This window comes from Nocardioides glacieisoli (genome assembly GCF_004137245.1).
Classification (GTDB): Bacteria; Actinomycetota; Actinomycetes; order Propionibacteriales; family Nocardioidaceae; genus Nocardioides; species Nocardioides glacieisoli.
In genome coordinates, this window is the sequence record NZ_SDWS01000004.1 from 328,576 (window position 1) to 354,492 (window position 25,917).

20 protein-coding genes and 1 tRNA gene are annotated in these 25,917 nt (G+C 70.7%); 6 read left to right on the top strand and 15 right to left on the bottom strand.

Annotated elements, in window-relative coordinates:
• Positions 1 to 2: 2 nt before the first annotated feature.
• On the bottom strand, positions 3 to 887 hold the full coding sequence (gene pgfA, locus EUA06_RS11375; protein WP_165354356.1) for a cell envelope lipid trafficking protein PgfA: 885 nt from the start codon (positions 885 to 887) through the stop codon (positions 3 to 5).
• A gap of 281 nt (positions 888 to 1,168) precedes the next feature.
• Between pgfA and EUA06_RS22440 the strand changes: the two genes are divergently transcribed.
• Positions 1,169 to 2,926, top strand: coding sequence for a hypothetical protein (locus tag EUA06_RS22440; RefSeq protein WP_165354357.1), 1,758 nt, complete (start codon positions 1,169 to 1,171; stop codon positions 2,924 to 2,926).
• Entirely contained in the window at positions 2,923 to 4,200 is a 1,278-nt protein-coding gene (locus tag EUA06_RS11385; RefSeq protein ID WP_129475616.1) for an acyltransferase family protein, read from the top strand. Before EUA06_RS22440 ends, EUA06_RS11385 begins: the two co-directional genes overlap by 4 nt.
• Here the strand turns inward: EUA06_RS11385 and EUA06_RS11390 are convergent.
• Positions 4,104 to 8,222 carry an alpha-(1->3)-arabinofuranosyltransferase domain-containing protein gene (locus tag EUA06_RS11390; RefSeq protein WP_165354358.1) on the bottom strand — a complete coding sequence of 1,373 codons (4,119 nt, stop codon included), beginning with the start codon at positions 8,220 to 8,222 and terminating at the stop codon, positions 4,104 to 4,106. The two genes, EUA06_RS11385 and EUA06_RS11390, sit on opposite strands and share 97 nt — an antisense overlap.
• Complete coding sequence (locus EUA06_RS11395) at positions 8,189 to 8,878, bottom strand: class I SAM-dependent methyltransferase (protein WP_242498097.1); 690 nt, start codon at positions 8,876 to 8,878, stop codon at positions 8,189 to 8,191. Before EUA06_RS11395 ends, EUA06_RS11390 begins: the two co-directional genes overlap by 34 nt.
• A gap of 110 nt (positions 8,879 to 8,988) precedes the next feature.
• Here EUA06_RS11395 and EUA06_RS11400 point away from each other — a divergent pair, with 110 nt between their 5' ends.
• Positions 8,989 to 10,161, top strand: coding sequence for a glycosyltransferase family 4 protein (locus EUA06_RS11400; RefSeq protein WP_129475619.1), 1,173 nt, complete (start codon positions 8,989 to 8,991; stop codon positions 10,159 to 10,161).
• A gap of 34 nt (positions 10,162 to 10,195) precedes the next feature.
• Here the strand turns inward: EUA06_RS11400 and EUA06_RS11405 are convergent, their stop codons facing one another.
• From EUA06_RS11405 to EUA06_RS11415, 3 genes are all read right to left on the bottom strand, one after another.
• Positions 10,196 to 11,068 carry a decaprenyl-phosphate phosphoribosyltransferase gene (locus EUA06_RS11405; RefSeq protein WP_129475621.1) on the bottom strand — a complete coding sequence of 291 codons (873 nt, stop codon included), beginning with the start codon at positions 11,066 to 11,068 and terminating at the stop codon, positions 10,196 to 10,198.
• 61 nt (positions 11,069 to 11,129) lie between these two features.
• On the bottom strand, positions 11,130 to 11,288 hold the full coding sequence (locus tag EUA06_RS11410) for a DUF2613 family protein (protein WP_129475623.1): 159 nt from the start codon (positions 11,286 to 11,288) through the stop codon (positions 11,130 to 11,132).
• A 36-nt stretch (positions 11,289 to 11,324) separates the two neighbouring features.
• Positions 11,325 to 13,088, bottom strand: coding sequence for an MmpA family trehalose lipid delivery protein (locus EUA06_RS11415; RefSeq protein ID WP_129475625.1), 1,764 nt, complete (start codon positions 13,086 to 13,088; stop codon positions 11,325 to 11,327).
• Positions 13,089 to 13,125: 37 nt separating this feature from the next.
• Here EUA06_RS11415 and EUA06_RS11420 point away from each other — a divergent pair, with 37 nt between their 5' ends.
• Positions 13,126 to 14,448: a lipopolysaccharide biosynthesis protein gene (locus EUA06_RS11420; protein WP_129475627.1), complete on the top strand. Its 1,323-nt coding sequence runs from the start codon at positions 13,126 to 13,128 to the stop codon at positions 14,446 to 14,448.
• Positions 14,449 to 14,473: 25 nt separating this feature from the next.
• On the opposite strand, the gene polA is transcribed toward EUA06_RS11420, so the two are convergent.
• Positions 14,474 to 17,176, bottom strand: a complete 2,703-nt coding sequence (gene polA / locus EUA06_RS11425; protein WP_129475629.1) for a DNA polymerase I — start codon at positions 17,174 to 17,176, stop codon at positions 14,474 to 14,476.
• 42 nt (positions 17,177 to 17,218) lie between these two features.
• Between polA and EUA06_RS11430 the strand changes: the two genes are divergently transcribed.
• Entirely contained in the window at positions 17,219 to 17,674 is a 456-nt protein-coding gene (locus EUA06_RS11430) for a hotdog fold thioesterase (protein ID WP_129475631.1), read from the top strand.
• Here the strand turns inward: EUA06_RS11430 and EUA06_RS11435 are convergent.
• The 7 genes from EUA06_RS11435 to EUA06_RS11465 form a co-directional block, all read right to left on the bottom strand.
• The gene (locus EUA06_RS11435; RefSeq protein WP_129475633.1) at positions 17,671 to 18,240 is read right to left on the bottom strand and encodes a GNAT family N-acetyltransferase; all 570 of its coding nucleotides are present in this window, start codon (positions 18,238 to 18,240) and stop codon (positions 17,671 to 17,673) included. The two genes, EUA06_RS11430 and EUA06_RS11435, sit on opposite strands and share 4 nt — an antisense overlap.
• A gap of 90 nt (positions 18,241 to 18,330) precedes the next feature.
• Entirely contained in the window at positions 18,331 to 19,029 is a 699-nt protein-coding gene (locus EUA06_RS11440) for an ABC transporter ATP-binding protein (protein ID WP_242498098.1), read from the bottom strand.
• Position 19,030: 1 nt separating this feature from the next.
• Complete coding sequence (locus EUA06_RS11445; protein ID WP_242498099.1) at positions 19,031 to 19,972, bottom strand: ABC transporter ATP-binding protein; 942 nt, start codon at positions 19,970 to 19,972, stop codon at positions 19,031 to 19,033.
• Positions 19,965 to 21,104, bottom strand: coding sequence for a branched-chain amino acid ABC transporter permease (locus EUA06_RS11450; RefSeq protein WP_129475637.1), 1,140 nt, complete (start codon positions 21,102 to 21,104; stop codon positions 19,965 to 19,967). Before EUA06_RS11450 ends, EUA06_RS11445 begins: the two co-directional genes overlap by 8 nt.
• Positions 21,101 to 22,072 (bottom strand): branched-chain amino acid ABC transporter permease, encoded by a 972-nt coding sequence (locus tag EUA06_RS11455; RefSeq protein ID WP_129475639.1) that lies wholly within the window; start codon positions 22,070 to 22,072, stop codon positions 21,101 to 21,103. The genes EUA06_RS11450 and EUA06_RS11455 overlap by 4 nt, the downstream gene beginning before the upstream one ends.
• A gap of 94 nt (positions 22,073 to 22,166) precedes the next feature.
• Entirely contained in the window at positions 22,167 to 23,330 is a 1,164-nt protein-coding gene (locus EUA06_RS11460) for a branched-chain amino acid ABC transporter substrate-binding protein (RefSeq protein WP_129475641.1), read from the bottom strand.
• Between the two features lie 170 nt (positions 23,331 to 23,500).
• Positions 23,501 to 24,169: an ANTAR domain-containing response regulator gene (locus EUA06_RS11465; protein ID WP_129475643.1), complete on the bottom strand. Its 669-nt coding sequence runs from the start codon at positions 24,167 to 24,169 to the stop codon at positions 23,501 to 23,503.
• Positions 24,170 to 24,203: 34 nt separating this feature from the next.
• Here EUA06_RS11465 and EUA06_RS11470 point away from each other — a divergent pair.
• A tRNA-Leu gene (locus EUA06_RS11470) sits at positions 24,204 to 24,276 on the top strand.
• Positions 24,277 to 24,447: 171 nt separating this feature from the next.
• Here the strand turns inward: EUA06_RS11470 and pyk are convergent.
• On the bottom strand, positions 24,448 to 25,893 hold the full coding sequence (gene pyk, locus EUA06_RS11475) for a pyruvate kinase (protein ID WP_129475645.1): 1,446 nt from the start codon (positions 25,891 to 25,893) through the stop codon (positions 24,448 to 24,450).
• Positions 25,894 to 25,917: the final 24 nt, after the last annotated feature.

The following is a 25,917-nucleotide window of genomic DNA, read 5'->3' on the forward strand; positions in this document are numbered from 1 at the left end:
GGTCAGGCTGAGGCCGTCTTCTTCTCGCGCCGGGCGCCCGCCCAGAGGAGGAAGCCGCCGGCGAGGAGGGCCACGATGCCACCGATGATGCCGATGAGCGGCACGGTGCGGGTCAGGAGACCGAGCGTGCCGCCGTTCTCGTCGGCGTCCGCGGCGTTGGCCGAGACCTGGTCGTCGGTGAACGCGAGCTGCAGGTCGAGGATGGTCGAGCCGTCCTCGAGCTCGCGGAGCTCGTCCTGCGTCTGGTTGATGATGGAGCCGGTGACGGGGTCGATCCAGATGTACTTGTCCTGGGAGTAGACACCCTCGACACCGCTGAGGATCTCGGTGGCGGCGTCCTCGACCAGGACGTGGTAGCGGTAGGTCTCCAGCCCGTCGATCGTCTCGGTGCCGTCGTACGTCGCGTCCACCGGCTCACCCAGGAGGCCGTCCCAGTAGGGGTAGGTCTTCTTCTCGGCGTCGAAGGGCCACTTGTTGACCAGGCCCTCCTTCTCCTCGGCGCTCGGCGGGAGGTAGGACGAGCCGTTGACCGCCATCGCGTCGCCGCGGTCGGTGGCGAACACGTCGGTCGATGCCGTGACCAGGCGCTCGTCCTCGCCGTCCACACAGTCGGGCACCTCGCCGCTGCCGTCGTTGATCACCAGGCAGGTGGAGTTGACGAAGACCACGACGTCGTCGTCGGAGAGCTCGGAGTCGGCCTTGGTGATGCTGGTGGCCTGGACGTCGATGTTCTCGACCTCGCCGGTCGCCGGGTTGAGCTTGTCGGCGTTGCCCGACAGCCGTGTGACGCTGTCGGTGTCGAGCGGGGTCCGCTTGACCTGACCGGGCGCCCAGAGGGCAGCCATCAGGCCGACGACGACCAGGAAGGCTCCGAGTGCCAGCAGCACCCAACCAATAATCTTGCGCACGACGATGTTCCCTCCACAGTACGACGAGTCGCCGCAGGCTACCAACAAGTAGTCACGCTGTCTGCTCTATCCGTTCCTCGCGACGCGGGCGGCCTTTCGCCGACCCCGAGGAGCGCGCGCGGCTGTGCGATAGTGCCCCGGTGACGAACCAGCGCGAACGGGCGCGGCGCCGCGCTGCCCGTGCCGCTGGACGACTACGAGCCTCACTCCCGGTCCGGTCGGGTGAACCGCTCCTCCTCGCGGTCTGTGCACTGTTGGTCGTGGTGCACACGGCGTTCCGGGCGTGGGCGGTCCTGGGTGCGTGGTTCCAGGAGGACGACTTCGAGCTGCTGCGCCTCAGCGTGCAGGAGCCCCTCACCGTGGACTACCTGATGACGCCGCACAGCGGGCACCTGATGCCCCTCGGGCGTCTGCTGATCGACCTGTCGGTGGCGGGAGGGCTGTTCAGCTGGCCCGCGACGGCGGCCGTCACCATCGCCTTCCAGGCCGCGATCGCGCTGGCTGCCGTCTTGATGCTCCGCACCCTGTTCGGCCTGCGGTGGGGCATCGTGCCGCCGCTCCTCGTGTTCCTCTTCTCCCCCATGACCATGCCCGCCACGGTGTGGTGGGCGGCTGCCCTCAACCAGCTCGGCCAGCAGATCGGCCTCCTGTGCGCCGTGACCTGCTGGGTGCTCTACGAGCGCCACGGGCGCCGGCGCTGGAGCGCGCTGACGCTCGCGAGCGTCGGCCTCGCACTCGCGGCCGACATCCGCGGGCTCGCGATCCTCCCCGTCCTGGCCGCGATCTCCTACGGCTGGTTCGAGTCGGGCGGGCCTCTCGAGCGGCTGCGGTCCCTCACCCGGCGTCGCAGCGCCGCCGCCGTGGTCACCGGCGTGGTCGCGCTGGTCACCATCGCCTACTACTCCGCCTACGTCCCGCTCATCACCCCCGAGCCCGACTGGGGTCTCCTCGGTCCCTTGGCCAGCAGCATGCTCGGCACGTCGTACGCCACCGGTGTGATCGGCGGGCCCTTCCAGTGGCTCACGCCCCAAGCGCCGGCAGCCTTCGCCGACCCTCCGGCGTGGTTCACGCACCTGGCCTGGGTGGTCATCGCCGGTGTGGTGGCGCACGCCTGCCTCACCCGTCGGCGGGCCGGACGCGCCTGGGCCCTGCTGCTCGGCTACCTCGTCGTCCTGCTCCTCCTGCTGTGGTCGAGCCGGGCGCCGTTCGTCGGCGCGGTGGCCGGTACGGAGTACCGCTACATGACGGACGCCGCCGCCATGACGGCGCTCGCCCTCGCGCTGGCCTACCTGCCGCTCGCCGGCGCGCCGGGGACGAGCGAGCCGCGCCCGGCGCCGTACTTCACCCCGCGCGTCCCGGTCGCCGTTCCCCTCGCCCTGGCTCTCGCCGTCGCCGTCGGCGGGATCTTCTCCTCGATCACCTTCACCCGGATCTGGCACGACTTCACCCCTCCGCGCGACTACGTCGGTGCGCTCAGCACGAGGCTCGCCCAGACCGGACCGGTCGCGTTGGCGGACACGGGGCTTCCCCTCGACGTCGTGGCGCCGATCATCTGGTCGCAGGACCGGCTCCCCCGCCTGGTGGGGATGCTCTCCCCCGGATCGCGCTTCCTCGACGCGGCCCACGACCTGGCGATGGTCGACGACAGCGGCCGACTCACCTACGCGGAGGTGAGACCCGTGAGCAGGGCACGACCCGGCACGGTCCGTGACTGTGGCTGGCGTGTCCGCGACGGCTCCGTCCGGGTCCGCCTCGACGGCCCCGTGCCGGAGCGGAGCTGGTGGATGCGCATCAGCTACCTCGCCCCTCGTGAGAGCCCGGTGACGATCAGGGCGGGAAGCACCCAGTCCCCCGGCGCCTCGGTGTCGACCGTGCTGCGTCCTGGCCTGCACCAGCTCTACGCTCGGGTCGAGGCCGGCTTCGACTCGGTCCTCCTGTTCGGCATCGACCCCTCGATCACTGTCTGCGTCGACTCCATCGACGTGGGCGACCTCGTACCCGGAGCGCCCCTGACATGAGCCACGACACCAGCCACGACACGGTGGCCGCCGGGCCGCACGACGGTGACTCCGTCCAGCTCCGGGACGACCGACGCCACGAGCCGGGCGGCGGACCCACCGTCTTCGCGGTGCTCGACCCGCTGCGCGCCGTCGGTGCCCTCGCGGTGGTCCTCACCCACGTCACCTTCTGGACCGGTGACTACCTGCGGCACGGCATCATCGGCCGGGTGCTGCCCCGGCTGGACGTCGGCGTGGCCCTCTTCTTCGTCCTGTCCGGGTTCCTGCTCGCACACCAGTACCTCGCCGCCGCCTCGGCCGGCCGGCCCCACGACTCGACCGGGCGCTACTACTGGAAGCGATTCCTCCGGATCTACCCGTTGTACGTCATCGGAGTGGTTCCGGCCCTGCTCTTCGTCGGCGGCAACGAGGGCGCCGGTCTCGGGGACTGGGTGAAGGTGCTGACGATGACCGACATCTACCTCAGCGACTCGCTGCGACCTGGCCAGACCCAGATGTGGAGCCTCGCGACCGAGGTCTCGTTCTACGCGCTGCTGCCGCTCCTCATGCTGGCCGTCGGCGCGCTCGGCGGACGGCGTCCGACTACGCGGCGCATGGTGTTGCTGTTCGTGGCACTGCTGACGGTCAACGTGGTGTGGACACTCTTCCTCAACGAGCCCGTGCGCGACGCCGGTGCCGTCCTCGTCTCGCAGTGGCTCCCGAATTACCTCATGTGGTTCACCGCCGGCATGGCCCTCGCGTGGGCACACGTCCTCGTGAGCCGGCCCGGTGGGGCGCCCCGGTTGCGGTGGCTGGTGGCCCTGGCACGCCAGCCCGGTGTCTGCTGGGTCCTGGCGGTCAGCCTGCTGGTCGTCGCCGCCACCCCGGTCAGTGGCCCGATGATCTTCGACCCCTCCACGCCGGCCGAGAACCTGACCCGCCAGGTGCTCTACACGTCGGTCGGCGCGCTGCTGGTCCTCACCGGCGTCTTCGCCGACCCGCGCTCCGGCTACGCACGGGTGATGTCGCACCGGTGGGCACGTCGCCTCGGCCACATCTCCTACGGCATCTTCTGCCTGCACCTCGTGGTGCTGCACTTCGTCTACTGGGCCACCCCCTACGCGATGTTCGAGGGCAACGACCTGTTCCCGGTGCTGGGGCTCACGCTGCTCATCACGGTGCCGCTCGCCGAGCTGCTCTACCGCTTCGTGGAGTCGCCGTTCATGCGGCTGCGCCACCTGGGCTCGGCCACACCCAGCAAGACGCCGCAGAGCGCGACCACGCACAACAGCTGAGGCCACGCGCTCGCTCCGGCCCAGTCGTTGCCCCACGGTCGGACTGCGTAGAAGAAGGCCGCAGCGACCACCGTGGTCGCGAGGAGCGCCTCCACCACGTCCGGGTACCTGCGCCCGAGGGGGATGGCGACGACGTAGGTCCCCACCAGCACCGCCACGCCTGCCCAGCCGGTCAGGAGCCCGACGACCAGCGCAGCCCCAGCGGTCCACAGGACGGGACGGATGCGCGCCGGTCCCACGGGCCGCGGGTCGTCCGCGGGCGGACGTCGCCACCAGAGCAGCGCGAGCAGGAGCAGGGCGATGCCCGTGATCAACCCGGCCAGCAGGCCCCACCGGTACGCCGCCTCGGGCGCGTAGCGTTCCACGACCGGACCTGTGGCCTCGCTGTCGGGGTCGAGCACCCATCCCTGCTGCCACCCGTCCACGCGCACCGCCTCCAGCGACTCACCGTCGCGCGACGCCGTCCAGCCCCGGTTCCCGTTCTCGCGGAAGGCGAGGACCGCCGCCCCGGCGGGCGCCTCGGCGGCCCGGGAGTCGGCGTCGTGCTCGGCCCACGGGACCGGCGTGGAGCCGGAGGGGTCGAAGTCCGGGTCACGCAGCACCACTCGGGTGGCGCTGAAGGTGTCACTGCTCTCGACGGAGACCTCGTGTGTCCCCTCGTCCAGTGACAGCGCGGTCGTCGAACCGCACAGCGTGGCCGGCACCTCCTCACCGTCGAAGATGCGAGCCGAGGAGGTCGTGACACGGCTGCGGAACACCTGTCCGTCGACCCGCACGTCGGGACCGGATCCACACCCCAGGTCACGCTCGTCCTCCGGCGGCGACAGCGCCTCGAACGGTGCCCCCTGGATGCGGAGCTCACCGATGGCGGCCGCCAGCGGGGTGACGAACCGGTCGAAGCCGATGCTGCTGGTGAGGTCGGTCTGCAGGACCTCGACGTCGAGGAAGTCCGTCCGCACCGGCGGGAACGTGGCCCGCCCCGATTCGTCGACCTCCACCTCGGTGGACCCGCCGCGGTAGGTGAGCCCCAGCCGGGTGGGCAGGCGCCCGCCCGTGCTCGGGTCGATGCTCACGCTCACCCCACGGACCTTCGTGCGTCCGACCCACCGCACCCGGAGCGTCGGGCGGAAGTCACCGCTGCTCGCCATCCACGCCGTCCCGATGTCGCCGTCCAGCGCCGCCAGGGCCGAGGCGCGCACGTCCGGCACCGCCTGGCTCGACGACGTGACGCTCACCGGCAGGTCCTCGAGCAGGGCCTCCTCGACCGCGGTGCCGGCGCGGGGCCGCACCCACACCTCGGCGTCGTACGACGCGTCCCCGGTCAGGTCGAACTCGCGGCGGAAGCCGGTGTCCTCCTCACCCGCGACGTCGCGCCCGGGCAGGCAGCGCACGTCGCCGTCGACCTGCACGCAGCCGGTCCGGGCGTCCTGCGCCGCGGTGAGCAGGATCGCGGCGGGAGTCCCCCACGCCGCCGGGGTGGTCGGTAGTCGCAGCCGCTTCTCCACGGTCAGTCCCGGCACGTCGACCTCGGCCAGCGCGGCCCGGACGTCGGCCGCCTGGCCCACGGTCTCGATCCGCAGCCACGAGGTGGGGCCTTCCGGGACCGCCACCGTGGCCCGCTCGGCGGGCCCGAGATCCACGGGCTCGCTGGCGCCGTTGGCGGTCACGACCCGCACGCTCTGGAAGGTCGGTGCACTCACCCCGCCCACCAGGTCCACGCTGGCGATCGTGCGCTCGGACTCGAGGCCGAGGGTCCAGGTCGGTCGCTCGGCGCTGCCGGGGTTGGACGCCCACTGCGTCGTGTCGTCGCCGTCGAGGGCGGCGATCGCCGAGTACGCCGGACGCGCGCCTCCTGCTCCGGTGGCGTCACCCAGCGAGCTCGACGCGACCAGCGAACGGGCGCCCGAGAGCAGGGCCCGGGTGCGCCAGCGCTCGTCGCCCTCGGTGACGTAGAAGTCCTTCGTCGGATGACTGCTGTGGCGCGGCTCGCCCGGCAGGGTCGTCGCGGAGTACCCGTCGTGGAGCTGGCCGAAGAAGCGCTCACGGTCGCGGTAGCCGTCGGTGAGGATGAGCGGTCCGCTCGGCGCGACGTCGGGGTCGGCGTCCATGGCGAGCACCGTCGGCTCCTCGCCGACGATGCCGGCGTCGGCGAGGTCGAGGAGCGACTCCGGCCCTCCGACGACGATCGGCAGCTCGTCCGCTGCCACGGCACCGGGGCCGCCCGCCTCCACCTCGTAGATCTCGATCGCCCGGTAGTTGGTCTGCCAGCCACCGTTGACGACGTTGCGGTCGCCGTCGCGGAGCAGGTACGCCGATCCCCCGAGCTCGGGCCCGAAGCTGACCAGGCGGCGCAGACCCGCTGAGCCGTCGAGAGCCTGGTGCAGCAGGACGGTGTCCGGGATGTCCGGCGCCTTGATGACGTCGTTGCGCACGACCAGGTACTGGACGCCCGAGCGGGCGAGGAACGGCGCGAGCCCACGTGAAGGTCGTCCCTGCGTGAGGCGCTCCTCGATGGCGTCGAGGGCCCGGATGTTGCCGGGTGGCACGAACGGGATGTTCGATCTCACCCCGAACCGGCCCTCCTCCACCAGGAACTCGAGCGGCTCGTCGTTGGTCGAGCCCCAGACGAACTGGGCCACCCCGATCCCGGGCGACATGAGGGCCGCGCCCTCCTCGCCACGGTCGTCGAGCCACGCTCCGGCCTCCTCCCAGTAGCCGGGCACCTCGAGGACCTGGCCCGCGGGCGCCATCCGACCCACGATCCCGGGGATCGCGGCACCCAGCACCGCCACGATCGCGAGCCAGGACACGGACCGGAACGCGAGGGGAGACGGAGCCGACGGCGTCGACGTCCCTGCGACCGGCCTCGGTGCCCGGAGCGAGTCCAGCAGGAGGGCGAGGCCCAGCACCAGGGGCAGCCGGATGACCGGGTCGAACTTGTGCACGTTGCGTGCGGCCGCGAGGACGCCGTCCAGCGCCTCGTTGAGCTGGGGCGCGAACCAGCCCTGGACGGGACCGAGGTGGCCCATCCCGACCATCATCAGGCCGACCAGGAGGGACACGCCGAGGAACAGCCGGTGCTCGTTGTCGCGGCGCATCAGGCCGAGCAGCCCCAGCATGAGCACGACCCCGCTGTTCAGGGCGAGGTAGCCCTCGCGCACCAGGTCGCCGCCGGCCCGCCACCGCGTGTCGATGTAGGGCAGCCAGTGCGACGTTCCGCGCAGCGAGTCGAACAGGGTCGTCGGGGTGGTCGTGAGCGACGCGGACTCGATGAAGTCCAGGAAGGGGGGGCTGTACGCCCCGAGCAGGAAGAGCGGGGCGAGCCACCACAGCGTGCCGAGCGCGGTGAGCGCCGGCCACCACAGCATCATGCTGCGCCTGCGCGGACCGCCGCTGCGGGTCAGCAACCAGATCGCGGCCACGGGGATCACGGCGAAGCTGGCGGTGGCGTTGACACCACCGACCATGGCCACGGCCAGCGCGGCCAGCGCCGCGGCGCGGCGCGGTGAGCCGCGCGACGCCCCCACCACCAGTGGCAGCAACACCCAGGGGGCCAGGGCCGAGGGCCAGGCCTCGATCGAGATGGTGCCGACCGTGGTCAGCATGCGGGGCGAGAGGGCGTACGCGAACCCCGCCACGAGGCACGCCAGGTGGGACCTGACCCCGAGCGCGCGAGCGACGTACGCCGTCCCGCTGAACCCGACCGCGAGGACCAGCGCCATGAAGAGGCGCTGCACCGCCCAGCCGGGGATGCCCAGGGATGAGCCGACGGCGAAGAAGGGGCCCATCGGCCACAAGTAGCCGTAGGCCTGGTTCTGCAGCTGCCCGATCGCACCGTTGGAGTCCCAGAGGTGCAGGCCACGCTCGAGGTAGTGCCAGGGGTCCACGACGAGGTCGAACTTGGTGTCGAAGGTCAGCAGCCCGGGAGCCTGTGAGAACGCGAGGGCGATCAGCGCCAGGGCGCCGGCCAGGACCCGCAGCCGGAACCTCAGTGCTTCCTGACCACGATCACGAGGTTCCACGTCGCCACCTCCCTCAGAAGGGGGACACGGAGCAGGAAGCGCGCCCACCGGGGGTTGTAGCGCGGGGTGAGGTCGAGCAGCTCACCGCGGCCCTCGCCGCGGGCCCAGTCCATGCCGTCGCGGACCGTGACCGCGAACAGGCTCTCGCCGAACCGGTTCTTGGGCTCGACCCCGTGCCGGCGCACGTACCGTCGACGGGCCCGGTGGCCCCCGAGGAAGTGCCAGGGCGCGGTCTCGTGGCCACCCCAGGGGCCGTACCAGACGGTGTAGCTGATGAAGGCCAGCCCGCCCGGCCGCACCACTCGCAGCATCTCCTCCGCCACGCGCCACGGGTCGGAGACGTGCTCGAGCACGTTCGAGGAGTACGCGACGTCGAACGCGCCGGTCCGGAAGGGCAGCTCGGTGCCGGATCCGACGACCCTCCGGCGACGGCCCGTGTCGTCGGCGAGGTCGGAGTCCACGTCCACCGAGTAGTAGGTCGCGCCGGCCCGTGCGAAGGCGTCGGCGAAGTAGCCGGGACCACCTCCGACGTCGAGCATCAGTGAGCCCTGGAGCGGGACGTAGCTGGCCAGCATGTCGGCAGAGTCCTGCGCCAGGACACGGTAGAACCGAGCCGGGTCGGGCTGCTCGTGACGGAACTCCCGGAGCAGGTGCACCGACCTCCTGAGGGTTGGCGCCCATGCTCCGGACGACGCTCCCCTCAGTGGCACGCGCAGGACCCTACCCGACAGTCACTTGCCGGTCCCGGGGCGATACCGTCCCGCGCATGGCTCCCAACCCCGACCTCCGGGGCAGGCACGTGGTCTGCTTCAGCTGGCGCGACACCAGCAACCCCGAGGGCGGCGGCGCGGAGCTCTACCTCGAACGGATTGCGGCCGGACTCGTCGAGGCCGGCGCCCGGGTCACCATCTACTGCGCCGAGCACGGGCTCGCACCGAGGGACGAGGTGCGCGACGGCATCCGGTACGTCCGGCGGGGCTCGAAGATGGGCATCTACGCCCGTGGCCTGCTCTTGCTGCTGACCCGGCGCTTCGGCGCGGTGGACGCCGTGGTGGACGTCCAGAACGGCCTCCCGTTCTTCACCAGGCTCGGCACCCACGCCCCGATCATCGTCCTGGTCCACCACGTGCACCGCGAGCAGTGGCCGGTGGTCTACCCCGGCCTCGTGGGCCGCATCGGGTGGTTCATCGAGCGGCGCGTGGCGCCCCGCCTCTACCGCGGCTGCCAGTACGTCGCCGTGTCGACGGCGACGCGCGACGAGCTCGTCGAGCAGGGCGTCGTGCCGGACTACCTCGCAGTGGTGCACAACGGCACGGACCCGGCCCCGGCGCTGGTCGGGATGCGGACCGCACACCCGTCGCTCTGCGTGGTCGGCCGGCTGGTGCCGCACAAACGCGTCGAGCACGCCATCGACGCTTGGGACGAGCTGCGGCGCAGCATTCCCGACCTGACGCTCACCGTCGCCGGGTCGGGCTGGTGGGAGCACGAGCTCACCGACCACGCTGCGGCTGCCCTCGCCCGCCACGGCCTCACCCCGGACGACGGAGCGATCACCTTCGAAGGTCACGTCACCGAGGAGCGCAAGCACGAGATCTACGCGTCGGCCTGGGCGATGGCGCTCCCGTCGCTGAAGGAGGGCTGGGGTCTCGTCGTGGGTGAGGCCGGCATGCACGGCACCCCCACCGTGGCCTACCACGCGGCCGGTGGCACCCGGGAGTCCATCGCCCACGACGTGTCCGGCCTGCTGGCGCGGGACCGGGCCGACTTCACCGCCTCGCTGGGTCGCGTCCTGCAGGACCGGGAGCTGTGGGACCGGCTGTCCGAGGGATCACGCGAGATGAGTCACCGCTTCACGTGGGGGCGCGCGCAACGGTCCTTCGCAACGGTGGTGAGCGAGGTGCTCGCCCGACACCACCTGGCCGGCCAGGATCCCCAGTGATCGGGGCAACCGAGGCCCGCTCCCCGCGCGGCCCTCAGAGGCCGAGGACGCCGAGCACCACGGTGAGCAGCCAGACCGCGCCGATGGCCTGCAGGACCCGGTCGGCCCAGATGATGTCCTCGGGCTCCGCTGCTGTGCCCGCGTCGATGTCCACGGCGTAGCGCAGCACCCCGGCCACGAACGGGGCGATGGAGATCGTCGCCCACGGCAACGACCCCGACGACGGGTTCTCGAAGGCCCACAACGAGAACGCCAGCAGGGTGGCGGCGGCGGCGACGCCCCACACGAAGCGCAAGTAGGTCGCCGAGTAGCGCACGAGTGCCTGACGCGTGCCAGACTCGGCTCCGAGCGTGTGAAGCTCGGAGTAGCGCTTCCCGGCGACGATGAAGAGTGAACCGAACCCCGCCACCAGCAGGAACCACTGCGAGACGTAGAGGTCCGACGCGACGCCACCGGCCACCGCGCGGAGCACGAAGCCACTGGTCACGAGCAGGATGTCGAGAACGGGCTCGTGCTTGAACCACAGCGAGTAGCCGAGCTGGAGGACGAGGTAGCCCAGCATCACGGCCAGCAGCTGCCACGCCGTGGCCGCGGCAACGGCCAGCCCCAGCAAGGCCAGCACGCCGCTGACGACGCGCGCCGTGCGCACGGACACCTCGCCGGAGGCGATGGGCCGCGACTTCTTGCGCGGGTGCCGCCGGTCGGCCTCCACGTCGACGCTGTCGTTGAGCAGGTAGACGGCCGAGGAGAGGAGGCAGAAGGACAACCCGGCGAGAAGTGTGCTCAGCAGCACGCCGGGGTCGGTCAGGTCACCCGAGGCGAGCGGAACCGCCAGCACCAGCAGGTTCTTGACCCACTGCTTGGGTCGCGCGGCCCGGAGCAGGGCCGGGGCGCGGACGGTCGTCACGTGATCGGGACGGGGAGCGCGGGCACGAACGGAGGACGGCGCGCGCGGACGCACTCCGACGTCACTCGGTCGTGGTGCCGTACTCCAACGTGGGCACCTCGGCGTTGCCGGGCGACGTCTCAGGCGCGCCCGTCTGCGAGGAGACGACGCCCATGATCGTGGTGATCCCGAGAACAGCGCCCGCGACAATGCTCACGATCGGTGCAACAGCGTTACCCATGGTGCGAAGACCCTTCTCGATGACGTCGCGGCGATGCTACCAGTCAGTTGGACGCTGAGTGACAATTCCGGCCGCGTCGTCCACCGGCTCTCCGTCGTCCGCGATCACCCCCGTTGCCCCACCACGAGCCTCGACCGGTCCGCGACGGCCCCTCACCAAGGCTGCGAGTGTCGCGAGGAGCACGGCGAGCCAGGCCGCCCACGCGAGCGCCATCGCAGCGGTGCGTCCAGTGGGCGCGGACGGCGCGGCGGCCGGTCCCAGCACCGTGACGGAGAGGTCACCGTCGACGACCTGCTCCCCCACCAGGTCCACGTCGGGGTACCCCACGATCGACTCGGCGACGACGACCGAGATGCCGGCGGCCCGCAGTGCCGCCGATCGCTCGCGTGCGCCGCCCGCCTCGAGGGCGCGGCGCACGACGGCTGCGCGCGGGTCCTCCCCCGCCACGCTGCGTCCGGAGACGATGAGGACGTCGTTGACCACCGTGTCGCGACCGAGGTAGCGCCCCAACGGGTCGAGGACCCGGCGGTCACCGTTCCAGGCAGGTGTCCGGTAGGACTCGAACGGCAGCGACAACGCGTCGCCGGCGGGGGCTCGGGCCACCGCCCGGCGCGCGTCGACGTAGGCGTCGGGATAGTCCACCGCGACAAGCCGTCCCTGCATGCCCCAGATCGCGTCCGGCATGAGCGTCAGGGGCACCAGTGCCAGGACGCCGGCGACCACGACACGTGACGCGCTGTCCGGCAGCCGCTCGAGCACGCCGTCCACTGCGACCGCGACGAGCACCACCACCAGCGGCACCGCGAGCCCGAGCAGCCGGGAGCCGTCGCGCACCAGGCCACCGCCGGGGAAGTGCTCGCCCAGCCAGCCGAGCGCCTCGGGCGCGGCCCAGCTCAGGACGGCAGAGCCCCAGCCCACGGTCCAGCACACGGCGAGCGCCCCCAGGTGGGGTACGTGCGTGCCGCGCCGGACTCGAACGATGCCGGCTGCAGCCGCAGAGACGAGGATGAACGTGAGCACCAGACCAGCGATGCCCAGGCGCGAGCCGGGCACCACGTCGGCGTTCCACACCCCGCCGAACGAGAGGGCTGCGACGGGCCCGCTCATCAAGCCCTCGTCCGCGGTCGCGAAGACCACCGCACCGACCGGGTCCGATGAGGAGCTCGCGGGAGTGGACATCCCGGCCACCACCCACGGGGCGTTGGCCCCGAGGAGCCCGGCGAGCAGCAGGACCGTATGCCGCCGTGGCCGGCGCCCGGCGACGGACAGCGCGACCAGCGCCGTCATCAGGCCCGCGCTGGCGCTCAGGCTCCCGAGGACGAGCAGGGGCAGCACCCGGCGCGGCAGACGCGCCGGATCACCGCCGCCCCGCAGCGCCACCACGAGCCACGGGAGGACGGCGTACCCGATGAGCAACGGCCAGTGCCCGAGCAGCAGCCGCTCCGCGACGTACGGGTTCCACATGCCCACGGTCACCGCGACGAGTCGGGCACCGAGACTGCGCTCGCCGACAAGCGCTGCAAAGCCGCAGCCGGCGCCCACCAGCATCCCGAGCAGCACCAGCTTCTGGAGCAGCGACCCACCGACCACCTCGTCCAGCGCGGCGACGACGGCGTCGGAGGGAAGAGCGCGCGGCTGGGCCGTGCCGAGCCCGAGCACGTCGCGGGAAATAGCGAGGTCCGGCACCCACACCATGTCGTAGCTCAGGGCGTAGCCGGGGCCGAGTGCACCACCCAGCAGGAGCACCGCCAGGACCAGGGCCCACGCCACAGGTGTGGCGCGCCTCAGGGACCCGCGCATCCGACCTCCCACGGGACGACAGCCTAGGGTGTCCGGCATGTCCACACCGCGCGACGAGGTGCGCGACCACGCCGGCATCACCGGCAGGGCGAGCGATCTCCTCAGCGGCAGCGGGCAGATAGCGGTCGCGATGATGGTCATGAACGTCGCGACCTACGCCTACACGATGTCGGCGGCCCGGATCATCGGCCCCACGCAGTACGGCGCGTTCTTCGCCCTGATGAACCTCCTGCTGATCGTCAGCGTCGTACAGCTCGGCCTGCAGGCCACGGCCGCCCGTCGCATCAGTGCGGAGCCGGGGCACGTGGGTCAGATCGAGCGCGAGATCCTGCGGGTCTCGTTCCGGTCGGCGCTGGCGCTCGGCGTGGTCCTGCTGGTCAGTGCCCCCTTGGTGAACCGGGTGCTCGACCTCGACAGCCTGCCGACGGCGGCGCTCGCTGCCTTCGCGGCGATGCCGCTGACGCTCATGGGGGCCCAGGCGGGGATCCTCCAGGGCGAGCGCAGGTGGCGGCAGCTGGCCGTCCTCTACGTCTTGTCCGGGGTGCCGCGACTCGTGGTGGGTCTGGCGCTGATCCTGTGGCAGCCGACCGAGTTCATGGCGCTGTTGGGCGTGACGATCGGGTTCTACGCCCCGGTCCTCTACGGGATGGCGGTGCTGCGGCACCCGCGGGACACCGGTGAGACCGACGCCCGTCACGGCCTGCTGCCCATCGTCCGGGAGACGGTCCTGAACTCTCAGGCGCTCTTCGCCTACTTCGCCCTCACCAACAGCGACATGCTCGTCGCCCGGTCGGTCCTCGACGCCCACGACTCCGGTCTGTACGCCGCCGGCCTGATCGTGACCCGCACGGTGATGTTCCTGCCGCAGTTCGTCATCGTGATCGCCTTCCCGTCCCTGTCGTCGGAGGTGAACCGCGGCCGCGCGCTCGTGGCGAGCCTGAGCATCGTGGCCGGGCTAGGCGCTGCCTGCGTGGTCGGCACCGCGCTGCTGCCCGACCTCGCCCTGGTCTTCGCCGGCGGTCGGGAGTACGACGAGGTCCGCGACATCCTGTGGCTCTTCGCGTTGCTCGGCACCACGATGGCGATCCTGCAGCTGCTGGTCTACTCGGTCCTCGCGCGTCAGGGCACTGCGTCGATCGTCCTGGTGTGGGCGGCCCTGGCCGCGCTGGTGGGCATCGCCACCACGATGATCTCGACCGTCGCGGCCCTGCTCGCCACCGTGCTCGTCGTCGACGCCGTCCTGCTGGTCGTGCTCCTGGTGATCAGTGCGGTGATGTTGCGTCGACCGCGCGCCGCCGGCACTGCCAGCGACGCCGACGGCGCGAGCAGCCCCGACGAGCCGGGCCCGAGCATCGGGTGAGCGGGGCAGCCTGACGCCTTCGGCGTCAGTGAGCCGCGTCGTGCCAGCTGCGGCCGGTGCCGATCGACACGTCGAGCGGGACGGTCAGGTCGGCCGCTCCACCCATCTCGGTGCGGACCAGCTCGGCGAGCGCGTCGCCCTCGCCGGGCGCCACCTCGAAGACGAGCTCGTCGTGGACCTGCAGCAGCATCCGTGAGCGCAGCCCCTGCTCGGTCAGGGCGCGCTCGACGCCGAGCATCGCGACCTTGACCAGGTCGGCGGCCGAGCCCTGGATCGGCGCGTTGAGGGCCATCCGCTCGGCGGTGTCGCGTCGCTGCCGGTTGTCGCTGGTGAGGTCGGGCAGGTAGCGGCGGCGACCGAGGATGGTCTCGGTGAACCCGGACTTGCGGGCCTCGTCGACGATGCCGCCGAGGTAGTCGCGGACGCCGCCGAAGGTCTCGAAGTACTCCTCCATCAGCCTCGCCGCCTCGCTGGTGCTGATGCGCAGCTGCTGCGACAGGCCGAACGCGGACAGCCCGTAGGCCAGGCCGTAGTTCATCGCCTTGATCTTCGCGCGCTGCTCGACGCTCACGTCCGCGGCGTCGACACCGAACACCTTGGCTGCGGTGATCGAGTGGAAGTCCTGCCCCGACCGGAACGCCTCGATGAGCAGGGCGTCCTCGGACAGGTGGGCCATGATCCGCATCTCCACCTGGCTGTAGTCGGCCGTCAGCAGCGACTCGTTGCCCTCGCCGACCACGAACGCCTCCCGGATCCGGCGACCGGCCTCGGTGCGGATCGGGATGTTCTGCAGGTTGGGGTCGGTGCTGGAGAGCCGACCCGTCGCGGCGATGATCTGGTTGTAGGTCGTGTGGATGCGGCCGTCCGAGGCGACGGTCTTGAGCAGCCCCTCGACCGTCTGGCGCAGCCGGATCACGTCGCGGTGGCGCAGCAGGTGCTGGAGGAACGGGTGCTCGGTCTTCTCGAACAGCACCTGCAGGGCGTCGGCGTCGGTCGTGTATCCCGTCTTCGTGCGCTTGGTCTTGGGCATGTCGAGCTCGTCGAAGAGCACCACCTGCAGCTGCTTGGGCGAGCCGAGGTTGATCTCCTTGCCGATCACGTCGTAGGCGTCGTTGGCCGCGGTGCGGACCTGGTCCCCGAAGTCGGACTCGAGACCCTCGAGGTAGTCGGTGTCGACAGCGATGCCGACCTGCTCCATCCGCACCAGCGTGCCGATCAGCGGCAGCTCGACGTCGCTCAGGAGCTGGGTGCCGCCGTGCTCCTCCACCGCCCCGTCGAGCGCGTCGGCCAGGTCGAGGACGGCGCGCGCGGTGAGCATCGCCGCGTCGCTCGCGGTCGTGTCGTCGAGCGCGTCGAAGCTGAGCTGGTCGGCGTCGGTCGTGTCCTGGCGCAGCTCGCGCTTGAGGTAGCGCAGGGTGAGGTCGGCGAGGTCGTAGGACCGCTGGTCGGGCTGGACGAGGTAGGCGGCGAGCGCGGTGTCGACGACGAGCCCGGCGAGCTCCCAGCCGCGAGCGGCGAGCGCGAGGCTCGGGCCGTTGGCGTCGTGGAGGGCCTTCGGCCGCGCCGGGTCCGCCAGCCAGGCGGCCACGGCCGCGTCGTCGTCGGGACTGATGTCGGCGACGTCGATCCACGCGGCCTGGCCCTCGCTGGTCGCGACGGCGACGGACACGACCTCGCCGGTGCCGGCTCGCCAGCTGCCCTGGACCGCCACCCCGACGCGCTCACCGGCGGGCGCGTGCTCCTCCAGCCAGGCAGCCGCCTCGCCGAACGCGAGCCGCCGGCCGTCGAGCTCGAAGCCCGACTCCGCCTCGAGACTCTCGGTGGGGTCGGGATCGATCGTCTCGAGCAGCCGGCCCCGCAGCTCGCCGCGGAACTCCAGCTCGTCGAGCAGCGCGAGGCCCTCGGTGCGGTCCCACGGCTGGCGTGCCAGGCCGTCCGGACGGATCGGGAGGGTGAGGTCGCGGACGAGAGCATTGAGGCGCCGGTTGCGGATCACGTCGCCGAGGTGGGCGCGCAGTGCCTCGCCCTTCTTGCCGGTGATCTCGTCGGCGCGGGCGATCACGTTGTCGAGGCCGTCGAACTGGTTGATCCACTTCGCGGCGTAGCCCTGACCGACGCCGGGGACGCCCGGGAGGTTGTCGGAGGTCTCCCCCACGATCGCTGCGAGCTCGGGGTAGCGGTGCGGCGGGACGCCGTACTTCTCCTCCACCGCTGCGGGTGTGAACCGCGCCAGCTCGCTGACGCCGCGCAACGTGTAGAGCACGGTGGAGTCCTCGGTGACGAGCTGGATGGAGTCGCGGTCACCGGTCATGATCAGGACCTGCATGCCCTCGGCCAGCCCCTGCGTGGCCAGCGTCGCGATGATGTCGTCGGCCTCGAAGCCGTCCATCGAGAGGTGCTGGATCCGCAGCGCGTCGAGCAGCCGTCGGATCAGCGGCAGCTGGCTGCCGAACTCGTCGGGGGTCTTGTTGCGCTTGGCCTTGTACTCGCTGTACTCCTCCAGCCGGAAGGTCTGGCGCGACTTGTCGAAGGCGACCGCGACGTGGGTCGGCTGCTCGTCGCGCAGGACGTTGACCAGCATCGAGGTGAACCCGTAGACCGCGTTGGTGTGCTGCCCGTCGGCCGTCGCGAAGTTCTCGACAGGGAGCGCGAAGAACGCCCGGTAGGCCAGCGAGTGCCCGTCGAGCAGGAGGAGGCGGGGACGGGTCTGGTCGGTCGTCTCAGGCACCCGCCGACTCTATCCGTCGCCACCGACAGCAGAATGGGCCCCATGAGCGAGACCCCTGACTCCCCTCCGCAGAGCCTGGCCGGCCTCAGCATCGAGGACCTCCTCGCGTTCCTCCCCGAGGGCAACGGCCGCCTCAACGACAAGATGGGCGTGCAGCTCGTCGAGGTCTCCGCCGAGCGCGTGGTGGCGACGATGCCGGTCGACGGCAACACCCAGCCGTTCGGCCTGCTCCACGGTGGGGCGTCGGTCGTGCTGGCCGAGACCCTGGGCTCCATCGGGTCGGCGATCCACGCCTACCCGCAGAAGATCGCCGTGGGTGTCGACATCAACGCCACCCACCACCGCTCGGCCACCTCGGGGATCGTCACGGGCGTCGCGACCGCGATCCACCTGGGCCGGTCGTCGACGTCGTACGACATCGTCATCACCGACGATCGCGGCAAGCGCGTCTGCACCTCGCGGATCACCTGCGCCCTGCTGGACGCACCGAAGGCCTAGCCCGGGACGCGCTCGCGACGCACCCGACGGGCCGCGAGGACCCGGTCGATGCGCTGGCGATGAGGCGCCGCCTGGGTCACCTGGCGCCCCTGCGGGAGCCGGGCTCGTACGGCGCTGGTGGTCGCCGCGCGCAGCATGGCCTGCGGGGCGAAGGACAGCCGCGCCATGAACCGGTTGGCGTCACGCGCCTCCGCCGCGGCCGCCGTCTGCACGTGCGTGATGCCGCGTTGCTCGGCGAAGCGGCAGGCCGCCTCCATGAGCGCACTGCCCACGCCCTTGCGGCGGAACCGCGGCAGGACGTGCGGCGACACGGCCAGCACGGCCGGCTCGAGGTTGAGCGGCGTGAAGGTCGTGGCCTCGAGGTAGACCGCTCCCGCGACCTCCCCGTCGATCTCGGCCACGGCGATGCAGTGGTCCTCGCGCTCGGACGCCGTCGCGATGACGGTGGAGACGTCGGCGAGCTGCTCGTCGAGCCCTCCGCGCCTGAGGATGTCGCCCCACAGCTCGCGCAGCGAGGCGGCGTCAGAGGGCTCTGCTGCGCGTACGGTCACCGGCGTCCGGCTCATCGACCCACCACTTCCTCGAGCACCGACAGTGGCCCCCTGCCGTCCTTTCACGGCACCACATCCGGGCGACCCTATCGCCCGGCCATGCGATCAGGCTACGCCGAGGTAGGCCTCGCGCACCGACGGATCGTCGAGGAGCTCGGCACCCGTGCCGGTCTTGACGATGTTCCCCGTCTCCAGCACGTAGGCACGGTCGCTGCGCGAGAGCGCCTGCTTGGCGTTCTGCTCGACCACGAGGATCGTCGTGCCCTGCTGCGAGATCTCGGTGATGATGTCGAAGATCTGCTGGATCAGCATCGGCGCCAGGCCCATCGACGGCTCGTCGAGCATCAGCAGCTTGGGACGCGACATGAGGGCGCGGCCGATGGCCAGCATCTGCTGCTCACCGCCCGACATCGTGCCGGCGACCTGCTTCTTGCGCTCCAGCAGTCGCGGGAACAGCCCGAACACGCGGTCGTAGTCCTCGTCGATGGCCGCCTTGTCCTTGCGGGTGTAGGCGCCCATGTTGAGGTTCTCGGTGACCGTCATGCCGGGGAAGATCCCGCGACCCTCGGGGCACAGCACGAGTCCCAGGCGCAGGCGCTGGTCGGCGCGCAGCTTGGTGACGTCCTCGCCGTTGAACACGACCGAGCCCGCCGACAGTCCGCGTACGCCGGAGAGCGCGCGCATCGTGGAGGTCTTGCCGGCCCCGTTGGCTCCGATCAGCGAGACGACCTCGCCCTCCTTGACCTGCACGCTGATCCCGTGGAGGGCCTCGATCTTGCCGTAGCTGAGAACGGCGTCCTTCATCTCAAGCAGCATCGTCGGGCTCTCCCAGGTAGGCGGCGATGACCTTCGGGTTGCGGGCGACCTCGTCGGGAGTGCCCTCTGCGATCTTCGAGCCGAACTCCAGCACGACGATCCGGTCGGTGACCCCGAGCACGAGCTTCATGTCGTGCTCGATGACCAGGACGGTGTGCCCCAGGTCGCGGATCCGGCGGATGAGGCCCATGAGGTCCTCCTTCTCCGCCGGGTTGAAGCCGGCAGCCGGCTCGTCGAGGCAGATCAGCTCGGGCTCCGTGGCCAGGGCGCGGGCGATCTCCAGACGACGCTGGTAGCCGTAGGGCAGGTTGCGCGCGAGCTCGTGGGCCCGGTCGGCGATGCCGACGAAGCGCAGCAGCTCCATGGAGCGGCGCCGTCCGGCGCGCTCCTCCAGGGTGTGGCGGCTGACGCCGAACACCTTGGCGAGACTCCGACGGATGCCGCTCTCCGGGAGCTCGTCCTCCGCGGGGCGCACCCGGTAGGTGCGGAAGAGGACGCCCACGACGCTCGACTTGTGGCGGGCGTCGCAGCCGACCATGACGTTCTCGAGCGCCGACATCTCCGGGAAGAGACGGATGTTCTGGAACGTGCGCGCGATGCCGAGGTGGTTGATCTTGTGCGGCTTGGTGCCCGCGATCTCCTTGCCCTTGAACCGGATCTTGCCCTCGGTGGGGGTGTAGACGCCGGTCATCGCGTTGAAGCACGTCGTCTTGCCGGCCCCGTTGGGACCGATCAGGCCGAGGATCTCACCGCGGCGGATCTCGAAGTTGACGTCGTTGAGCGCCACCACGCCGCCGAAGCGCAACGTGACGTGGTCGACCTCGAGCAGCGTCTCCCCCACCTCGCCCGAGGTGTGCATCTCGATGAGGTCGTGGTCCGAGGTGTCCTTGAGCTCCTCGGCCATGTCCTGCGTCATGCGCTGCTCAGACATCTGCCGCAGCCTCCTCTGCCTCGTGTCGTCGATCCTCGAACTCCCTGGCCCTTCGTCTGCTGGGCACGAGGCCCTGCGGGCGCAGGATCATCACGGCCACCAGTGCGACACCGAAGGCGAAGGGACGCCAGTCGACGAACTCGCGGAACCGCTCCGGCAGGTAGGTGAGCAGGAAGGCGCCGAGGAGTGCGCCGAAGATGTTGCCCGACCCACCGATGACCACCATGGCCACGAAGAGGAAGGACAGGTTGACCATGAACGCGTTGGGCTCGACGTACTGCTGCTTCGAGCCGAACAGCAGTCCGGCCAGGCCGCCGAGGGTCGCGCCGATGGCGAAGGCCCACAGCTTGAACTTGAAGCCGGCGACTCCCATGACGGCGGCGGCGTCCTCGTCCTCGCGGATCGCCAGCCAGGCACGGCCGACACGGCTGTGCTCGAGGCGGCGGGCCAGGAAGATGAGGAGGATGAGGATGGCCAGCGCCAGCCAGTACCACCGCTCGGCGTCGATCGTGTTGAAGAACGCACGGCCGTCGGTCTCGGGCCCGGGCGGGACCGGCACCCCGGTGATGCCCGCGGCGCCGTTGGAGATGCCGTCGAGGTTGCGGAACGTGATGCGGATGATCTCGCCGAAGCCGAGCGTCACGATGGCGAGGTAGTCACCGCGCAGCCGCAGCGTCGGGGCGCCGAGGATCACACCGGCCACGAGGGAGACCAGGATGGCGATCGGGATGCAGACCGCGAACGGAACGGCCCAGTCCTCCGACAACCCGAACCGGCTCTGGAGCGCCTGGACGACCGGCGAGTTGGTCGATCCGAAGATCGCCACCGAGTAGGCGCCGAGCGCGTAGAAGCCGACGTAGCCGAGGTCGAGGAGCCCGGCCAGGCCGATGACGACGTTGAGCCCCACGGCCACGATCATGTAGACGACGATCAGGAACAGCACGCTGGCCCAGTCGGACCCGCTCGCCGTGAGGTCGGTGCGGATGTAGGCGAACGGCAGGATGTTGAGGTAGGGCAGGTAGAACGCGAACGCGATCACCAGCAGCATCACGGCCCACCGGACGACCTTGGGGGCGTGGTTCCAGCGCTCGCCGAGGGCGAGGCCACGAACGGCGTCGAGGATCTGGCTCATGCGCGTGCCTTTCCGAGCGATTCACCGAGGATGCCGGTGGGGCGGAACATCAGGACGACGACCAGGACCACGAACGCGTACACGTTGGTCCAGCTGGAGTCCCAGACGGCCGAGGCGTAGACCTCGACGATGCCGAGGAACAGGCCGCCGACGAGGGCTCCGCGGAGGTTGCCGATGCCGCCCAGGACAGCGGCCGTGAAGGCCTTGAGCCCGATGATGAAGCCGATGTCGAACTTCGTGATGTCGTACTGGACGGTGTAGAGCAACGCAGCCACACCGGCCATCGCGCCGCCCAGGACGAAGACCAGCATGATCACGCGCTCCTGGTTGACGCCCATGAGCGAGGCGGTGTCGGGGTCCTGCGCCACGGCGCGGACGCCGCGGCCGAGCCGGCTCCGGTTCACGAAGGCGTCGAGCGCGAGCATCATGACGATGGCGCCGACGATGATGAGGATGCGGGTGTTGCTCACCGCGAGGTCGACGCCCGGGATGGTGAAGACGGTCTTGGTCTCCAGCACGGCCGGGATGTTCACGGTCACGCGGCCGAAGGGGCGTCCGAAGAACACCCGCAGCACCTGGCCGAAGACCTCGACGAGGACCATCGAGCAGCCGATGCCGGTGATCAGGAAGATGAGGGCCGGCGCGCCCTTCTTGCGAAGGGGCCGGTAGGCGATCCGCTCGACGGCGAGCGCGGTGCCTGCGGACGCCAGCATCGCCGCGATGAGGGCGAGGAGCGTGGCGCCGATGACCATCGCGAGGCCCGAGCCGCTCGTCGCCCCGATGGCGGTGTAGACACCCAGGACGGTCCAGGTGCCCACCATGAACACCTCGGAGTGGGCGAAGTTGATGAGCTTCATCACGCCGTACACCATGGTGTAGCCGAGCGCGACGAGCGCGTAGATGGATCCGCGGGTGATGCCGTCCAACGTGTGTCGGTCCAACCCGCTGATCAGGGCGTCGAAGTCCACTCAGGACCCTCCCAGACTGAGCCCCTGCCGGGGCCATGGAGCGGGGGCGGCCAGGATCGGCCGCCCCCGCGATGGTTCATGCAAGTGGTGCGAACTACTCGGCCGGCTTGACCTCGACCTCGGGCTGCAGCGTGCCGCCCGTGTTCTTGTAGGCCCAGTAGGAGACCTGGTCCTGCGGGACGTCGCCGTTCTCGTCGAACGCGATGGACTTGCTGAGGCCGTCGCCGGTGTAGCCGGTGACGAACTCCTGCATCGCCGCGCGGTCACGCGCGCCGTCCTCGAGGCCCTTGAGGAACACGGTCATGGCGTCGTAGCCCTCGGCCGCGTAGGCGCCGGGGGCGCCGCCGTAGGCCTCCTCGAAGTCAGCAGCGAACGTGCTGGACTCGTCGATCGGGGCACAGGGGCACATCACGACCGCACCCTCGCCGGCCTCGCCCACGGCGTTGCCGAAGTCGGCACCGTAGAGGCCGTCACCACCGATGAACGGGACGTCGATGCCCGCGTCACGGATCTGCTTGAGCAGCGGGGCCGCCTCGGCGATGTAGCCGCCGTACATGATCGCGTCGGGCTGGGCCGACTCGATCTTCGAGATGGTCGGCGCGAAGTCGGTCTGGCCGACCTCGGTCTTGTCGCGCTGGATCATCGCGTCGCCGAGGGTCTCCTCGACGCGGTCGGCCAGCGGCTCGCCGTAGGCCTCGGCGTTGTCGATGACGAACACCTTGGTGGCGCCGACCTCGTCGGTGAGGTACTTGGCGATCGCCGCGCCCTGGTAGTCGTCGTACGGCACGAGGCGGTGGAACACCTCGACCGGGTCCTCCTGCGTCAGGTCGGTCGCAGTGGCCGACTGGCTGATCATCGGGATGCCGCCATCCTGGTAGATGGTCTTGGTCGCGCGGGTCTCACCGGAGAACGCGCCACCGATGACACCGATGAACGACTCGTCACCGGCGATCTGGGTCGCGACCGGCGTGGCCTTGGCCGGGTCACCCTCGGTGTCGAAGCGCTCCATCTCGACGGTGCAGTCCCCGCCGTCCCACTGGTCGAGCGCAAGCTGCGCGCCGTCGACGGACGGGACGACGATGCTGGCGTTGGGGCCCGACAGGGCGCCCATCGCGGCGATCTTGAAGTTGCAGTCGCCGCCTTCGTCGCCGCCACCGCTGCTGCCGCCACCGGTGTCGGTGGTGCCACAGGCGCTGAGCGCGAGCCCGGCGACCGCGGTCAGCGCGACTGCCTGCCACGTCTTGGTTGAGCGGATCATTGATCCCTCCACAGTTCTGGGTATTAGGGCTGTCCACCTCGGCAGCCTCGTGGCGTGGAACCTAACACCCGGAATGTGGCGCGGGACACGATTGACGCCCGCTAAAGGTGTGCCGTTGCAGTTTCGTGACCAACCGGTCTGTACCGGAAACGCGTCCGTCACATCCGGTGCTATGAGGGGGGCTGCTCCGAGGTGTCCTCCGCGGGCTCGCCGGCGGCACGCCCGAGCCCCGACACACCGTGCTCGACGACCCCGTCGGCGACCTGCTTCATCGACAGCCGGAGGTCCATCGCGGTCTTCTGGATCCACCGGAACGCCTCGGTCTCGCTGAGCCCGAGCTTCTCCTGCAGCACGCCCTTGGCGCGGTCGACGGACTTGCGGGTCGCGAGCGACTCCTGCAGGTCGCTGACCTCGCGCTCGAGGACGGCGATCTCGCTGTATCGGCTCACGGCCATCTCGATGGCGGGCACGAGGTCGCCCCTCTGGAACGGCTTCACGAGGTACGCCATCGCGCCGGCGTCGCGGGCCCGCGAGACGAGGTCGCGCTGGGAGAACGCCGTCAGGATCACCACCGGCGCGATCCGCTCGGCCGCGATGGTCTCCGCGGCGGCGATGCCGTCGAGGACCGGCATCTTCACGTCGAGGATGACGAGGTCGGGTCGCAGCTCGCGCGCCAGCTCGATGGCCTTCTGACCGTCGCCGGCCTGGCCCACGACGTCGTACCCCTCCTCCCCCAGCATCTCGGCGAGGTCCATGCGGATCAGGGCCTCGTCCTCCGCGATCACGACACGGCGTACGTCGTCCGGGGCGGGGCTTGCGTCAGGCTGCGTCACGGGCATGAGGCTAGTCGGATAGGGTTCCGACGCCGATTCAGCCCCGGTAGCCCAACGGCAGAGGCGATGCTCTCAAACAGCATTCAGTGTGAGTTCGAATCTCACCCGGGGCACCGAGTTCCACCGCCCGAGCGGTGGTCCACCCACATTCTCGGCGAGCGGAATGTGGCTCCACCACCGCCCCTCGGCGTACGCCGGCGTGTTGCCGTCGGCAGCGGTGGCCCACCCACATTCTCGGCGAGGGGAATGTGGCTCCACCACCGCTCGCGTGCTGGCGGGAGGCGTCAGGTCCGGCGGTAGGCCGGTGCGGCGCCGTTGATGGCGTCGCCCATCCGGTGGATGCGGAGCGCGTTGGTCGAGCCGGGGATGCCCGGCGGGCTGCCGGCGATGATCACCACGAGGTCGCCCTCCTTGACCCGGCCGATGTCGAGCAGGGCCTCGTCGACCTGGCGCACCATCTCGTCGGTGTGCTCGACGTCGGCGCCGAGGAAGGTCTCCACGCCCCACGTCAGCGCCAGCTGGGAGCGCGTGCGCGGGAGGGGGGTGAAGGCGAGGACCGGGATCGGGCCGCGGTAGCGCGAGAGCCGCTTGGCCGAGTCGCCGCTGACGGTGAAGGCGACGACGTACTTGGCCTCGACGCGCTCGGCGACCTCGGCGGCCGCCTTGGCGATGATGCCGCCGCGGGTGTGCGGCTGCCACTCGACCTCGGCCATGTGGCTCAGCCCGTGCTCCTCGGTGGACTGCACGATCCGAGCCATCGTCTCCACGGCCACGATGGGGTACTCCCCCACGCTCGTCTCGCCCGAGAGCATGACCGCGTCAGCGCCGTCGAGCACAGCGTTGGCGACGTCGCTGGCCTCGGCCCTGGTCGGCGCCGGGGCACTGATCATCGACTCGAGCATCTGGGTGGCGACGATGACGGGCTTCGCGTTGCGACGCGCCTTGTCGATGATCAGCTTCTGGTGGATCGGCACGTCCTCGAGCGGGCACTCCACGCCGAGGTCACCGCGCGCGACCATGACGCCGTCGAAGGCGTCGACGATCTCGTCGATGTTCTCGATCGCCTGCGGCTTCTCGATCTTCGCGATGACGGGCACGAAGATGCCGACCTCCTCCATCACGGCGCGCACGTCGGCGGCGTCCTTGGCGTTGCGCACGAAGCTCAGCGCGATGAAGTCGACGCCGAGGCGCAGCGCCCAGCGGAGGTCCTCGGTGTCCTTGTCCGACAGCGCCGGCACGGAGACCGCGACACCGGGCAGGTTGATCCCCTTGTTGTTGGAGACCTTGCCCGGCACGACGACCTCGGTGACCACGTCGGTGTCGTCGACCGACGTCACCTTGAGCCGGACCTTGCCGTCGTCGATCAGCAGCGGGTCGCCCGGCTTCACGTCGCCCGGTAGGCCCTTGTAGGTCGTCCCGCACTGGTCGACGTCGCCCACCACGTCGCGGGTGGTGATCGTGAAGGTGGCGCCCTTCTTGAGCTTCACCGGTCCGTCGCCGAAGGTCTCCAGACGGATCTTCGGGCCCTGCAGGTCGGCGAAGATGCCGATCGCGTGCCCGGTGTCGTCGGAGGCCTGACGCACCAGGCGGTAGACCGCCTCGTGGTCGGCGTACGCGCCGTGGCTCATGTTGAGGCGGGCAACATCCATGCCCGCCTCGACGAGGGCTCGGATCCCCTCCGGGGTGTTCACCGCGGGGCCGAGGGTGCAGACGATCTTGGCTCTACGCACGGGCCCAGCCTAGCGGGTCTTGGA